The organism is Pseudooceanicola sp. HF7 (assembly GCF_011806405.1).
Classification (GTDB): domain Bacteria; phylum Pseudomonadota; class Alphaproteobacteria; order Rhodobacterales; family Rhodobacteraceae; genus Pseudooceanicola.
The window spans coordinates 120,940-133,501 of sequence record NZ_JAATOW010000010.1; the positions used below are offsets into that span (position 1 = coordinate 120,940).

13 protein-coding genes are annotated in these 12,562 nt (G+C 65.3%); 2 read left to right on the plus strand and 11 right to left on the minus strand.

The features are described 5' to 3' along the window. Positions 1-42: 42 nt before the first annotated feature. From HCZ97_RS08200 to HCZ97_RS08210, 3 genes are read right to left on the minus strand one after another with little or no spacing between them, the layout of a single operon-like run. The gene (locus tag HCZ97_RS08200; RefSeq protein ID WP_167688209.1) at positions 43-447 is read right to left on the minus strand and encodes a cytochrome c family protein; all 405 of its coding nucleotides are present in this window, start codon (positions 445-447) and stop codon (positions 43-45) included. Positions 448-489: 42 nt separating this feature from the next. Beyond that, positions 490-1,314: an S-formylglutathione hydrolase gene (fghA, locus tag HCZ97_RS08205; protein ID WP_167688210.1), complete on the minus strand. Its 825-nt coding sequence runs from the start codon at positions 1,312-1,314 to the stop codon at positions 490-492. Positions 1,315-1,320: 6 nt separating this feature from the next. Next, the gene (locus HCZ97_RS08210; protein ID WP_167688211.1) at positions 1,321-2,448 is read right to left on the minus strand and encodes an S-(hydroxymethyl)glutathione dehydrogenase/class III alcohol dehydrogenase; all 1,128 of its coding nucleotides are present in this window, start codon (positions 2,446-2,448) and stop codon (positions 1,321-1,323) included. Between the two features lie 165 nt (positions 2,449-2,613). Between HCZ97_RS08210 and HCZ97_RS08215 the strand changes: the two genes are divergently transcribed. Beyond that, the gene (locus HCZ97_RS08215) at positions 2,614-3,243 is read left to right on the plus strand and encodes a hypothetical protein (RefSeq protein WP_167688212.1); all 630 of its coding nucleotides are present in this window, start codon (positions 2,614-2,616) and stop codon (positions 3,241-3,243) included. Positions 3,244-3,247: 4 nt separating this feature from the next. Here the strand turns inward: HCZ97_RS08215 and HCZ97_RS08220 are convergent, their stop codons facing one another. Beyond that, complete coding sequence (locus HCZ97_RS08220) at positions 3,248-4,261, minus strand: quinoprotein relay system zinc metallohydrolase 2 (protein ID WP_167688213.1); 1,014 nt, start codon at positions 4,259-4,261, stop codon at positions 3,248-3,250. A gap of 101 nt (positions 4,262-4,362) precedes the next feature. On the opposite strand from HCZ97_RS08220, the gene HCZ97_RS08225 reads away from it, so the two are divergent. Beyond that, positions 4,363-5,187, plus strand: a complete 825-nt coding sequence (locus tag HCZ97_RS08225) for a quinoprotein dehydrogenase-associated SoxYZ-like carrier (protein ID WP_167688214.1) — start codon at positions 4,363-4,365, stop codon at positions 5,185-5,187. Positions 5,188-5,203: 16 nt separating this feature from the next. Here the strand turns inward: HCZ97_RS08225 and HCZ97_RS08230 are convergent, their stop codons facing one another. The 7 genes from HCZ97_RS08230 to HCZ97_RS08260 form a co-directional block, all read right to left on the minus strand. Continuing rightward, positions 5,204-5,554, minus strand: a complete 351-nt coding sequence (locus HCZ97_RS08230; protein WP_167688215.1) for a hypothetical protein — start codon at positions 5,552-5,554, stop codon at positions 5,204-5,206. Further along, positions 5,551-6,225, minus strand: a complete 675-nt coding sequence (locus HCZ97_RS08235) for a hypothetical protein (RefSeq protein ID WP_167688216.1) — start codon at positions 6,223-6,225, stop codon at positions 5,551-5,553. Before HCZ97_RS08235 ends, HCZ97_RS08230 begins: the two co-directional genes overlap by 4 nt. A gap of 15 nt (positions 6,226-6,240) precedes the next feature. Then, positions 6,241-8,493, minus strand: coding sequence for a hybrid sensor histidine kinase/response regulator (locus tag HCZ97_RS08240; RefSeq protein WP_167688229.1), 2,253 nt, complete (start codon positions 8,491-8,493; stop codon positions 6,241-6,243). Further along, a complete protein-coding gene (locus HCZ97_RS08245; RefSeq protein ID WP_167688217.1) occupies positions 8,490-9,662 on the minus strand; it encodes an FIST N-terminal domain-containing protein in 1,173 nt (390 codons plus the stop codon). Before HCZ97_RS08245 ends, HCZ97_RS08240 begins: the two co-directional genes overlap by 4 nt. A 48-nt stretch (positions 9,663-9,710) precedes the next feature. Continuing rightward, positions 9,711-10,436 carry a response regulator transcription factor gene (locus HCZ97_RS08250; RefSeq protein ID WP_167688218.1) on the minus strand — a complete coding sequence of 242 codons (726 nt, stop codon included), beginning with the start codon at positions 10,434-10,436 and terminating at the stop codon, positions 9,711-9,713. A gap of 103 nt (positions 10,437-10,539) precedes the next feature. Then, on the minus strand, positions 10,540-11,148 hold the full coding sequence (gene gfa / locus HCZ97_RS08255; protein WP_175581670.1) for an S-(hydroxymethyl)glutathione synthase: 609 nt from the start codon (positions 11,146-11,148) through the stop codon (positions 10,540-10,542). Positions 11,149-11,243: 95 nt separating this feature from the next. Next, positions 11,244-12,461: a BatD family protein gene (locus HCZ97_RS08260; RefSeq protein ID WP_167688220.1), complete on the minus strand. Its 1,218-nt coding sequence runs from the start codon at positions 12,459-12,461 to the stop codon at positions 11,244-11,246. Positions 12,462-12,562 lie beyond the last annotated feature (101 nt).

Here is a 12,562-nt window from a genome sequence, read left to right on the forward strand (position 1 = left end):
GCCCTGCCAGTTCTCTCCTCCCGGCCAGGCGGACATTCCGTGTCAGGACCCTCCGTCCGAGAAGGTCATGAGATATGCGATGACGTCGGCGCGGTCCTCTTCCTTGCGCAGGCCGGCAAAGGACATCTTGGTGCCCGGCACGTAGTCGCGCGGCTTGGTCAGGAAGGCGTCCAGCGCCTCTGGTGTCCAGGTGTCCCCGGCCTCGCCCAGCTTGACCAGGGCATCGGAATAGCCAAAGCCCTCGACCGCTGCGACCGGGCGGCCGACCACGTCATTCAGGACCGGTCCGGCCTTGTTCTGCGCGTCTTCGCCGACCGCGTGGCAGGCCTGGCACTTGCGGAACGACTTCTTCCCGGCTTCGGCGTCGCCGGCCAGCACATCGCCGGGCGTCAGCGCCGCGAAGGTCAGCAGGGTTGCAAAGGTCGTGCCGAAAACTCTCTTGATCATGTTAAGCCTTTGTCTGGGGTTTCCTGAAGAATCTGGGGTTTCCTAAAGAAGGCGCTCTGCGTGCCAGGCGACATGGTCCCCGGCAAAGGAGTTCACGAAGAAATATGAATGGTCGTACCCTTCCTGCATCCTGAAGACGCCCGCCTGGCGGTGGGCAATCATGGCCTCGGCCAGGGCTTCCGGCTTCAGCAGGTCAAGAAACTGGTCCGATCCCCCCTGGTCAATCAGCAGCTCACCTTTCCAGCCACGCTCTGCCAGAAGTAGAGTTGAATCGTGATCGCACCAAGTGGATTCATCATCGCCAAGATAGGCGCTGAGCTGTTTTTTGCCCCAATCGCTTTGGGTTGGATTGGCGATCGGCGCGAAAGCCGACAAGGAATCATACATGTCAGGGTTGCGCATCGCGATGGTAAGCGCCCCGTGTCCGCCCATGGAGTGTCCGGTGATGCCGTGCCGGTCCAGCACCGGGAACTTCTGCACCACAAGGTCGCGCAGTTCCCTGGTGATGTAGTCGTACATCTGGAAATGCGGCCGCCAGGGATTGCGCGTGGCGTTCAGGTAGAACCCGGCCCCCTGCCCCAGGTCATAGGCTTCGTCATCCTCGACGCCGGCGCCACGCGGCGAGGTATCGGGATAGACCACGGCCAGCCCGTATTGCGCCGCATGTTCCTGAAGCCCCGCCTTGGTCATGGCATTCTCATGGGTGCAGGTCAGCCCGGAAAGGTACCACAGGACCGGCACCTTTTCCGTCCTGGCCTGGGGCGGCAGGTAGACGGCAAAGGTCATCGCGCAGCCACAGGCGTCAGAGTCGTGCGTGTAGACGCCCTGAACCCCATCGAAGCTTCTGTTTTCCGATACGGTTTCCATGCGCGCTCAGTACTCCACAACGGCGCGGATCGACTTGCCCTCGTGCATCAGGTCGAAGCCGTGGTTGATCTCTTCCAGCTTGAGCTTGTGGGTGATCATGGGGTCGATCTCGATCTTGCCGTCCATGTACCAGTCGACGAACTTCGGCACATCGGTGCGCCCCTTGGCGCCGCCAAAGGCCGTGCCCTTCCAGACGCGCCCCGTGACCAGCTGAAACGGGCGGGTGCTGATCTCGGCCCCCGCGGGTGCCACGCCGATGATGACCGAAACGCCCCAGCCACGGTGCGAGCATTCCAGCGCGTCGCGCATGACCTTCACGTTGCCCGTCGCATCGAAGGAGTAATCCACGCCGCCGATCTGGTCGAAATCGGTCTGCGTCAGCTTCACGATCTCCGCGACCGTGCTGTCCACCTTCGAGGGGTTCACGAAATGCGTCATGCCGAACTTCTTCGCCATCTCCGCCTTGTCGTCGTTCAGGTCGACGCCGATGATCATGTCGCAGCCCGCCATGCGCAGGCCCTGGATCACGTTCAGACCGATGCCGCCCAGCCCGAAAACAGCGGCGGTGGATCCGATCTCGACCCCGGCGGTGTTGATCACCGCGCCGATACCGGTGGTGACGCCGCAGCCGATGTAGCAGATCTTGTCGAAGGGGGCGTCGTCGCGCACCTTGGCCAGCGCGATCTCAGGCATCACGGTGTGATTGGCGAAGGTCGAGCAGCCCATGTAGTGATAGATCGGCGTGCCATCCAGCATCTTGAACCGGGTCGTGCCATCCGGCATCAGGCCCTGGCCTTGGGTATTGCGGATCGCGGTGCAAAGATTCGTCTTGCCCGACAGGCAGGACGCGCATTCCCGGCACTCCGGCGTATAAAGCGGGATCACGTGATCGCCCGGCTTCAGCGTGGTGACCCCCTCGCCCACTTCCATGACGATTCCCGCGCCCTCATGGCCAAGGATGCTGGGGAACAACCCCTCGGGGTCGGCCCCGGACCGGGTGAACTCATCCGTGTGGCACAGGCCCGTCGCCTTGATCTCAACCAGGACCTCGCCCGCCTTGGGGCCGTCCAGCTCCACGTCCATGATTTCAAGAGGTTTGCCAGCTTCAAGAGCCACGGCAGCACGCGTTCGCATAGATCAATCTCCCTTTCGCGCCCGGCCATTCTGCGGAACAGACGCGTCCTCGGATCGAGTATGGTGTGCGGTCATATACCGGACAATGCAGACCATGGTGGGCATTGGCCGGACGTGGACTTGCAGGCCGCTCTGGGGCATCGTTGCAGGCGGAGGAGACGACAGATGGTACACCCAAAGTTGCGGGCCAGCTCACTGGCCGGGATCGTGGCGTTGAGCGGGCTCTGCCTGGCCACGCCTGCGCTTGCCACCGATTACTCGGACCCGACCTGGCCCTGCGTGCAGCGAAAGGTGGGCCAGCTGTCGGTCGGCCTGATGTGGGCCGGCCCGGTGCCGGAGGCCACGCGCGAAGGGCTGGCAGAGGACGTGCAGCATCTGGCGGATGTGCTGGCCGTGCGCAGAATCGCGCCCGAAGATCTGGCCCCCGAAATCGCCGCCTTTGCCGAGCGCCACGATGGCAGCCCCGAAGCCCTTGGGCTGGTCTTCGAACGGGTCTTCGAGCGCCTCTCGCGCCGCCGCGACCGGATCATGCACGGGATCGAGGAATTCTCGCTCAGCCAGATCGCCCTCAGCGAAAAGATCGAGGCCGCGCGCGGGGAGATGTCCGCGCAGATGGCGCTTGAGGATCCCGATTTCGACAAGGTGGATGCGCTGGAAGAGCAGCTCGACTGGGATCAGCTGATCTATTCGGACCGCCAGCAGAACATCACCTACCTCTGCGAGACGCCGACGCTGCTGGAAAAGCGGCTCTATGCCATCGCGCAGCTGTTGCAGGCTGAGATGCGGCAGGACTGACGGGTCATTCCCATTCCAGTTCCGTGAAGGCGACGGTGGCGTTGCGCGGGTTGTAATCCTTGAACAATTGCCAGTGCGGGGCCTCTTCCTCGGCGATGCTTTCCACCGCCTCGCCCAGGCGCGTGCCCGCTTCGATCGCCGCGCGGGTGTCCACCAGCAGCCGGGCCAGGTAGCGATCCTGGTCCGCCGCACCCTCCGGCCACGGCAGGGAGGCCGGCCCGTGGCCGGGCACCACCCGGGCCAGCGGCATGTTCTCAAGCTGCGCCATCACCGCCTGCCAGCCCAGCAGGCTTCCGTCCAGCGCCGGGGTCTGGTCATGAAACAGCAGGTCCCCGGCAAAGAGCGTCCCGGTGGTCGCGTCATAGACGGTCAGGTCACTGGGCGAATGGGCCACCGGCCAGGGGGTCAGGCTCAATTCCCTCTCGCCAAGGTCGATCCTGGTTTCCTGCGTCAGCGCCGTGCTGACCCGGGGCGCGGTGGTGCCGATCAGCGCCTGAGGGCCGATCAGCCGGGACAGGCTTACCAGATAATTCTCCTGCCGGTCCGCCAGCGCCCTCGGCAGGGCCGCATGGGCGACCACCTTTGCCCCGACCTCTTCGAAGAGAGAGGCGCCGAAGACGTGATCGGGATGCATATGCGTCAGGATCACGTGGCTGACGGGCTTATCGGTTTGGGCCCGGATCGCCCGCCACAGTGCCTCTGCGATCCAGCGGGCCGCACCGCTGTCGATCACCGCGACGGAGCGCCCCCCGATCACGAAGCCCAGGTTCGCCACATCGCCCAGGTTCTGCCCGTCGGCATCGGCGATCTGCCCGGTGTGCACGAAGACGCCGGGCGCGATCTCTGTCACCGGCAGCGGGGCAAGGGCAGGCTGGCAAACCGGATCGCCCTGCGGCGGGTCGGCGGCAAGCGCGGCTTCGCAGGCTGCGCGGGTCTCGCCCTCGTATCCCGGTAGCAGGACCTCGCGGCAAGGCTGCGCGCCCGTGGTCAGGCAGATCAGGACAATGGCTTCGAACATGCGGCCCCCCTTTCCCATGCCCCGGTACCGACCAAGCGCTCGGTATCGCCAAGGCTGCAGTCATGGCATGATCCCCCCGTGCTCACGGAGGAGGTGACGGCATGACCCATCCAACCCTTTTCGCGCCAACCCTTTGTGCGGCGGCCCTTGTGTTTCTGCTGGCCGGGCCGGTGCCCGCTGGCGACGCGGTGGAAAACCCGTTGATCGACAGCCCGACCTGGGCAGAGCTGCGCGGCGATGTCGTGGGGGACGTGCCGATCTCGGACGGCACCGGCATCATCGATGTAGAGGCCCCCTACCGTGCCCATGACGCGGCGACGGTTCCGGTGATACTGCACCAGGTCGACCCCGATCTGCCGATCCAGAAAGCGACCGTTGTCATCGATGAAAACCCCGCGCCCGTGGCGGCCGTGATGACCTTTGCCAAGGCCATGGCGCCGCTTGATTTCGAACTGCGAGTGCGGGTGAACCAGTATTCCAATCTGCGGGTGCTGGCCGAAACCGACCAGGGACTCAGCATGAACGGGCGCTTCGTGAAGGCCTCGGGCGGCTGTTCCGCCCCGGCCACGCGCGATCCGGAACTGGCGCTGGACGGCATGGGGCAGATGAAGCTGCGCATGTTCCAGGAACCCGCCATGTCCGTCCCGCGCCGCGAAGCGCAGATCATGATCCGGCATCCCAACTACTCGGGCCTGCAACGCGATCAGGTGACTCAATTGTTCATCCCGGCGCATTTCATCGACCATATGGAAGTCTGGCAGGGAGACGATTTCCTGTTCTCCGTCGATGGCGGGATCTCGATCTCGGAGAACCCGGTGTTTCGCTTTGCCTATGACGACAACGGCGCAGAGGTGCTGACCGTCAAGGCCACGGATACGGAGGGCAACAGCTTTACCCAGGAGCTGTCCAAGGCGATGCAGGGCTAGGCCCCCTCCCCCGGGCCTAGAAACAGATCACCTCGGCCTCGGCCTGGGCGCGGCGCAGGTCCGTGACCATGGTTTGCGCCGCCACCGCGCTGTTGAAGACCGCCATGCGTTCGCCTCCGACACGGCGCATCGACAGCACGGTTTCCGCCTGCAGGTATTTCTCATAGGGCAGGATCAGCGCGATCTCGTCGATCGAGCAGGCACATTGTTCCAGCACCTGCCGGTTGCGCCCGTTGGTGGCCATGCAGGCAAAGACGTAATCGGCGCGCGCCGCCGTGGGATAATCGTTGAACCGCTGCTGCACGTCCTGCGCGACACCGGTCAGCGGCAGCGCGCAAAGCGCCGCGGAAAGCGTCAGGCGTTTCATTGCGCATCCTCCAGCCCGTCGAAGGTGATGGCAGAGCGGTAGACCGGTGCCTCTGTCCCCGGCGCGGTGGCGATCAGCGATAGGTACCAGCCCGGCACGGCCTCTGACATGACGACCTGAAGCTCCAGATCGCCGAAGCCCTTCATCTGGTCGCGGTTGGGATCCTCACGGAAGGGGTAAAGGCTGACCGTGCGGGTCGGCACCATCTGGCCCTGGTACTCCGCTTCGCCCGCGACGACCTCGGCGGGCTGGACCAGGGCATCCTTCACCCGGTTGCGGATGTAGAAGGGGCTGCCACCGGCGGATTCGGCCATGTCGCGGATCACGGTTTCATAGAAGAACATGATCATCGGATTGCCGACGCTGGCGGGGAACCGGCCCAGGCCCCGGCTCTTGTCGCCCTGGGTCAGGGTGATCTCCGCCATGGCCTCTTCGCCGGGGGGAAAGCGCAGCGCGATGTCGCCGCTGTCGCGGGTGGCGGCAGCGGGCATGAGGCTGTTGGTGACCGCGCGGTGATAGACGACCGCACTGTCGCGCGGGATCTCGTCCAGCGTGCCGTCGCGGAACAGCAGGTCATAGGGTGCCGCCCCATAGGCGGTGGCGTCGGCGCTTTGCGCAACCGTCGGCATGGCCAGCAGCACCGCCAGCACGAGTGACAGGTGTTTCAGCATTCTTCAGTCCCTCCCTCAGCTGAGAGTATGCCCCTGCAGCCCCATGTCATGTGCGACTTTCGGCTGTACCGGGCCCGGCTGGCCCTGCACTTTCCATTCGATCAGCGGGCGCAGGCGTGACAGCTGCACGGGCTTGGTCATCACGGTGAAATCCATGCTCTCTCCCGCGCGCAGCAGGCTTTCGCGCCGGTCGGCCGTGATCATAATGGCGGGCACGTTGATGCCGGTTTCCCGACGGATCGCCTCGATCGCGTGCAGGCCGGTGTCCCCCCCGTCCAGCTGGTAATCCACCAGCATGATGTCGGGCGGCATCCCCATATCACGGACAAAGCGCAGCGCCTCTTCGGTGGAGGCGGCCGGCAGCACGCTTGCCCCCCAGCTTTGCAGCGTCTGGGTGGTGGCGAACAGCACGTCTTCGTCGTTTTCCACCACCAGCGCGATATGCTCCAGCGGCACGTCGCTGGCCGGATGGCTGGGCGCGCTTGAGCGAGGCTCTCCGGCGGTTTCAACGCGCGCCATCTCGATCCGGAAGACAGAGCCGACGCCCAGTTCCGAAGACACCCAAAGCCGGTGGCCCAGGTGGCGGCAGGTGCGCTCCACGATGGACAGCCCCAGTCCCACGCCGGAACCGACAGGCACGTTCCCGGCGCGGGCGAATTCCTCGAAGATGCGGGTCTTGTCCTCTTCCCCGATGCCGATGCCGGTATCCCAGACCTGGAACTCCACCTTGTCGCCCCGCCGGCGGCACCCGAACAGCACCTTGCCGCCCGGTTCGGTGTACTGGATCGCGTTGACGACAAGGTTCTGGATCGAGCGCAGCAGGTAGACCGGGTCAGACCGCACGTGGCAATCGCAGGGCACCATGCGCAAGGTGACCCGGCGCTCCTCGGCCAGGGGCATCTGGTCCTCGAAGACGCCTTGCAGGATATTGCCCAGGTGCAGCGTGCTGGGCGAGACCGCGTCATGATCGTTGCTGTCCAGCCGAGAGATATCAAGCAACGCATGCAGCAGATGCTCGATCGAGGTGAAGGCCCCTTTCAAACGCTCAGTCATCTGCCCGTGGGCCGTGCCGGCGGTGTTCTTCTGCAGGGTGGCGATCAGCAGCTTGGCGGCATTGATCGGTTGCAGCAGGTCATGGCTGGCCGCCGCAAGGAAGCGGGTCTTGGAGGACACGGCGGCCTCGGCGCGTTCCTTGGCCAGGCGCAACTCTTCCTCCACCCGGGCCTTTTCCTCGTATTGTTCGGTCAGGCGCTGGTTGGTGCGGGTCAGCTCAGCGGTGCGTTCCTGCACGCGGTTTTCCAGCATCTCCGTGGCGCGGGCTTCCAGCGTCACGTCCTTCAGCTCCACCAGGAAGCCGCCGTCGGGCAGCATGTTGGCCTGCAGGTCGAAGACCCGGTCGGTGCCGCTGCGCACCCGGCGCCGGAACCGGCCCGCGCGCAGCAGCCGCGCCTGCCATTTCTCCACCATCTCAAGCGAGGTATCCGCGATCAGCCCCCGATGTGTCAGCAGCATCAGCAGGCGGTGCAGGGTCATGCCCTTCTGAACCGCCGCATAGGGCAGCCCCAGAAGCTGGCGGAACTGCAGGTTGTGCATCATCACCTCGCCGGTCGAGGAAAAGGTGCACACACCCGAGGTCATGTTGGCAAAGACCGCCTGCAGGTAATCCGCCTGCCGGTCGATCAGGCGCTCCTTCTCGACCCGGTTCTGACGCACCAGGGAGGTGATCTCTGTCAGCAGCAGAATACGCGTCCCGGCAGAGGTGCGCTCCATGTTCAGCCGGTACCAGCGGTCCCGCGTCAGCTCGATCACCAGCGACAGGGTCGGGGCCAGAATGTCATGGGGCGTCACGCGGCTATCAACGGACAGCACCTGTTCGCTCTGCGCCAGCAGGTCGAAGTATTCCACCAGCCCAAGACCGGGCACCACCCGGTCAGAGACATCCACCAGCAGGTGCTGGAACAGGTCGTTGCAGATATCCAACCGCTTGTCGGTGAACAGCGCCAGGCCGTCCCCCATGGCCGAAAGCGCCTCGTCCAGGTTGCGGCGGGTGCGTTCGCGTTCAAAGCGCACGCTTTCCAGCTCGGTGGCGGCGCGTTCCAGGTCGCGGGTCTTGGCGGCCACCTGGGCCTGAAGCTCGATCGCGGACTGGAAGGCGCTGTAGGCGGTGGTCCCAACCTCGTTCTGGCGGGTGGCGCGGCGCACCAGGGCGTCGATGATCTTGGCCTGGCGCGCGACCTGGATGTCGGCGTCTTCGGAGCGGTCGATCATGTCCACGGGGCATGTCTCCGCTCGGGTTCGAAGAAGGCGACGCCGACGAAGGTCTGGTTCATGTGCAACCCGCAATGCTGTTCGCCGTAGGTGTTGAAGCCCAGCACCCGGTTGCGGCGGAAGATGTCAGAGACCTTGCCGTCCAGCCCCTTTTCCTCGAACTCCAGCTTTCGCAGCACGCAGTCGAAGGCCAGGATGAAATCCGGGCAGCGGCCTGCGGGGCTGCGCACCTCCAGCTCGGCCTCAAGCGCCTCGATCACGTCCTTTCCCCGGCCCAGCCGCATCACCAGCCCGTCGTCGATGGCCGCCAGGAAGGACAGCGACTGGTCGTCGGTCCGGGCAAAGACCGCGCGGACGTAGTGGTTTTCGTTGTGGCAGACCAGCATGGGGTTCTCGGCAAAGACCTGTGGCGTCAGGTCCCTGACGCTGCAGCCGATCAGCCGCGCGTATTCCCGGGCGGCGGGGGCGCCGTTGATCTCATGCACCAGGCGTTCCTCGGGGCTGGCATCGGTGATCACCAGCTGGGTTTCCGTCGGCATGAAGTGATCGAAGCTCAGCCCCTGGAATTGCAAATCCGTCTCGACCATCAGCAGCAGGGCGGCATTGGCGTGGAACCGTCCGTTGTGCAGGATGTAGGTGCCCGAAAAGGTCAGCCCGTCCCCCGCAGAGCCGCCGAAGACCGGGATGCCTTCCAGCACGGTCTCAAGCACGGCGGCCAGCAGATCCTCCTGCATGGACAGCCCGTCGGCAAAGACCAGGGCCAGGCGATTCCAGCCCGGCGTATGGGGGAACTGGGCGTTCTGACGCTTCACCTGGGTGATGATCGGCGCGATGGCGAGCGGCTTGAGCGGCTCGAACAGGATGGAGGCGCAGCGGAAGTTCTCTTTCCGGAAGGCGATCAGCAGCAGCGCATCCGTCTGGTAGCCGCGGGTGGTGATCTGCCCCGCCGTGGTGCAGCCGAAGATCGGCACGCCGTCCAGGTGATGCCCAAGCGCCTCTGCCAGAAGATCCAGGTCCATCCCGTGCGGCACCAGGGCCAGCACGAAGCAGGCCTCCGACGGGTCGATACCCGCGGCGGCCTCTGCGGCGGCCTGCCGGGGATCGCGGGAAACGGACTGCCCCACCGTCACACGTTGCGGGCGGCCGGGATCGTGATCTGCGTCTTTCATCTTGGTCCTATCGACATAGGCAATTGGCAGGGCCCTGACGAAAAGCGCCTAGCGACACAGGAAAGAGATCGCCTCGGGTTCCTCGGAGGTTTCCATCGCCTGTGCATGGGCCGCCTCGACCATCAGGGCCGCCTGCGTGCGGTTGCTGACCCCCAGGCGGCGCAGCAGCGCGGTGATATGCGCCTTTACCGTCGCCTCGGCCAGGTCCAGTTCATAGGCGATCTGCTTGTTGGGCTTGCCCTCGCAGATCAGCTTCATCACCTTCTGCTGTTGCGGCGTCAGCGCCGCCAGCTTGGGGTGGATGTTCTCAAGCAGGTCCGCCGGCGCGGCCTCGGCGCGGGCCTGGCGGTAATCCTTGGGCACGTATTTGCGCCCTGCCGCGATCTCTCCCAGCACCGTCTGGATATCCCCGGCAGAGGTATCCTTGGGCAGGAACCCCGCCGCCCCTTCCTTCATCAGCGATGCCACCAGCACATGCGAGGTCATCGAGGAAATCACCAGGATCGGGATGTCCGGCACATGGGCGCGCAGCGTCACGAAACCGGAGATCCCGTTCACATCCGGCAACATCAGGTCGAACATCACCAGGTCCGGATCGAACCCCGCCTCCAGCACCTTCAGCGCGGCGCTCAGCGATCCGGCCTTCTCTACCCGGCACTCCGCAAAGACGCCCCCCAGTGCGGACGCAAGCGCGTCGCTGTACAAAGGATGATCGTCGACGATCAGCACCGAAGAGAGGGTCTCTCTCGGTACTGCAACCTCGAAATGTTGCATGGTGGCAGCCTCCCCACTCCCAGGTCAGGAGGCTAGCCTAGCCGTGGATATTTGCAACCATTTCATGTAAGTGGCCGATCCATTTCCCGCCTGACTTGCACCGTCAGGCGGCCTGCTTTGCCGTATGCGCGGCAATCAGATCCATCAGCGGCGGCGACAGGCAGTCATAGGGGGTCAGGCCCAACTCATTGAGACGCCCGCGAATTTCGCCCATGCGATCGGGCTCCACCCCGGATTCGATGATCGAGGACACGAAGGCGGCGAAGGTCGGCGCGGCCCAGCCGGTGGAAGCGGAAAGTTCCGTGTGAACGAAGTCCAGCCCGTGGAACGGATGGCCCTCGTTCTCGATCCGGCCCACCATGTGAGTCCCGCAGCCCGTGCAGGCGTGGCGCTGAATCGCAGCACCGGGATCGACGATGGCCAGCTTGTCGCCGTTTTCGGTGACGTTGACATTGCTGCGCGCGGTGACGGCGATCTGGCTGAAGGTCGCGCCTTTCGGCTTCCAGCACTTGGTGCAGCCGCAGACGTGGTTATGCGCCGTCTGGCCAGAGATCTCGACCACCACGGGATCCGTGGTGCAGTGGCATTTCAGGGTGCCGCCGCCAAAGTTCGCGGATTCCGGCGGAATGCCGTTGTCCACCTGCGGATGGATTTTCACATGCGTGTACTTGGGGGCTTGCGCGATGGCTTGGTCCGCCCCGCCGCCAAACAGCTTGTCGAATAGTCCCACGTCCAGATCCTCCCATGATCGCGTGTCTCATGCGGCACGCTGTCGCAAGCCTGTGCCTTTCGCGGCGGTCTGGCAATTCAGCGCTTAGTCGTAACTCCGCCATGGCTGCGCCGGAAACTGCGGGCAAAGGCGCGCAGGTCCGGGGCCGCGCCACGGGGGGCGAAGAGCGCGCGGTCAAGGCGCTGCAACAGGCCGCGATCCCCCGCCGTGCTGCCATCCCGGCGCATCAGCGCGATGGCGGCGCGGCGGACCTGCGCCGCCTGACCGGCGCGGGCCGCCCGGCGCAGGCGACGCGCCATGGGATCCAGCAGGCCAAAGCGGCGGCGCACGCGGGCCAGGTCCAGCCGCTGCCCCCAGAGCATCAGCCCAAGCCCAAGCACAAGGACCAGCGCGCCGACCAGCCACAGGGGCCAGCCCGGCAGGCGCACGGGGTGCCCCGGTGGCGGCACGGGCGGCAGGGCGCTGGCATCATAGGCCACCCGCTGGGCGGAAATCGTCACCTCCCGCAGCACCCGCGCATCGGTATCGAAGTAGGAAAAGGTCAGCGGCTCCACGATGGTGGAATGGGCATTGCCGGGCCGGATCGTCCAGCGCCAGAAGGCATAGGTGGCCGGCCCCTCCGGGGTCAGCTCGATCAGCCGCTTTTCGGGATGGGCAAAGACCATGCCGGAGGGCGACTTGAGCTCCGGCATGGGCGGCACCATCTCTGGCGTGACGCCCACCGCCTTGATCCGGATCACACGCAACACCCCCTCCCCCGCCTGCAGGCGATCGGGTTCATTGGACCATTGGTCGGAAATCTCGATCCGCTTGGCCGGGAACCACCACTCGCCCTCCGGCAGCGCCGGCGGCGCCTTTACAGAGACGGTGACGGGGGCAGAGGTGATGTCATGATCGAACCAATCGTCGCCCGCATCGGTCAGGGTCAGGTGATGGGTGAAGGGGCCGATGGTCAGCTCTCCGGCGCGTTCGGGATACAGCGCCATGCGCCGCTCCATCACCTTGACGGTCTGCCCGTTCAGGCGTTCCTCGCTCCATTTGTCATGGCCAAGCTGAGTCCAGTTGAACCCCTCCAGGTCGGGTTGCTCCAGCGCTTCCCGGGTGACGTGGCGGCGGTAGACGCCCCGGATCAGGATCGGGATCATCTCGCGCGGATAGGGGGCCTGACCGGGCTCCAGAAGGGTGACGGTCAGCCCCAGCTCATCCGGCGCAACCTCGCTGGACTGGGCCAGCGGCCTACCCGGCAGCAGGGTCAGCGCGACCAGAAGGGCAAGCAGGGGCGACAGGAGCCTCATCGCGGATCCTCCGGCTCAGGCGGGGTCAGGCCAAGCGCCTCCCGCCGCTTGCGTTCATGGGCGATCCGGGCGGCCAGGTATTCACCGGGCACATCGGCCAG

Coding starts and splice junctions, on each gene's coding strand:
- HCZ97_RS08215 (WP_167688212.1), top strand. CDS start 2,614: ATGGTACACCCAAAGTTGCGGGCCAGCTCACTGGCCGGGATCGTGGCG.
- fghA (WP_167688210.1), bottom strand. CDS start 1,314: ATGGAAACCGTATCGGAAAACAGAAGCTTCGATGGGGTTCAGGGCGTC.
- HCZ97_RS08240 (WP_167688229.1), bottom strand. CDS start 8,493: ATGATCGACCGCTCCGAAGACGCCGACATCCAGGTCGCGCGCCAGGCC.
- HCZ97_RS08220 (WP_167688213.1), bottom strand. CDS start 4,261: ATGTTCGAAGCCATTGTCCTGATCTGCCTGACCACGGGCGCGCAGCCT.
- HCZ97_RS08245 (WP_167688217.1), bottom strand. CDS start 9,662: ATGAAAGACGCAGATCACGATCCCGGCCGCCCGCAACGTGTGACGGTG.
- HCZ97_RS08210 (WP_167688211.1), bottom strand. CDS start 2,448: ATGCGAACGCGTGCTGCCGTGGCTCTTGAAGCTGGCAAACCTCTTGAA.
- HCZ97_RS08225 (WP_167688214.1), top strand. CDS start 4,363: ATGACCCATCCAACCCTTTTCGCGCCAACCCTTTGTGCGGCGGCCCTT.
- HCZ97_RS08235 (WP_167688216.1), bottom strand. CDS start 6,225: ATGCTGAAACACCTGTCACTCGTGCTGGCGGTGCTGCTGGCCATGCCG.
- HCZ97_RS08250 (WP_167688218.1), bottom strand. CDS start 10,436: ATGCAACATTTCGAGGTTGCAGTACCGAGAGAGACCCTCTCTTCGGTG.
- HCZ97_RS08230 (WP_167688215.1), bottom strand. CDS start 5,554: ATGAAACGCCTGACGCTTTCCGCGGCGCTTTGCGCGCTGCCGCTGACC.
- HCZ97_RS08200 (WP_167688209.1), bottom strand. CDS start 447: ATGATCAAGAGAGTTTTCGGCACGACCTTTGCAACCCTGCTGACCTTC.
- HCZ97_RS08260 (WP_167688220.1), bottom strand. CDS start 12,461: ATGAGGCTCCTGTCGCCCCTGCTTGCCCTTCTGGTCGCGCTGACCCTG.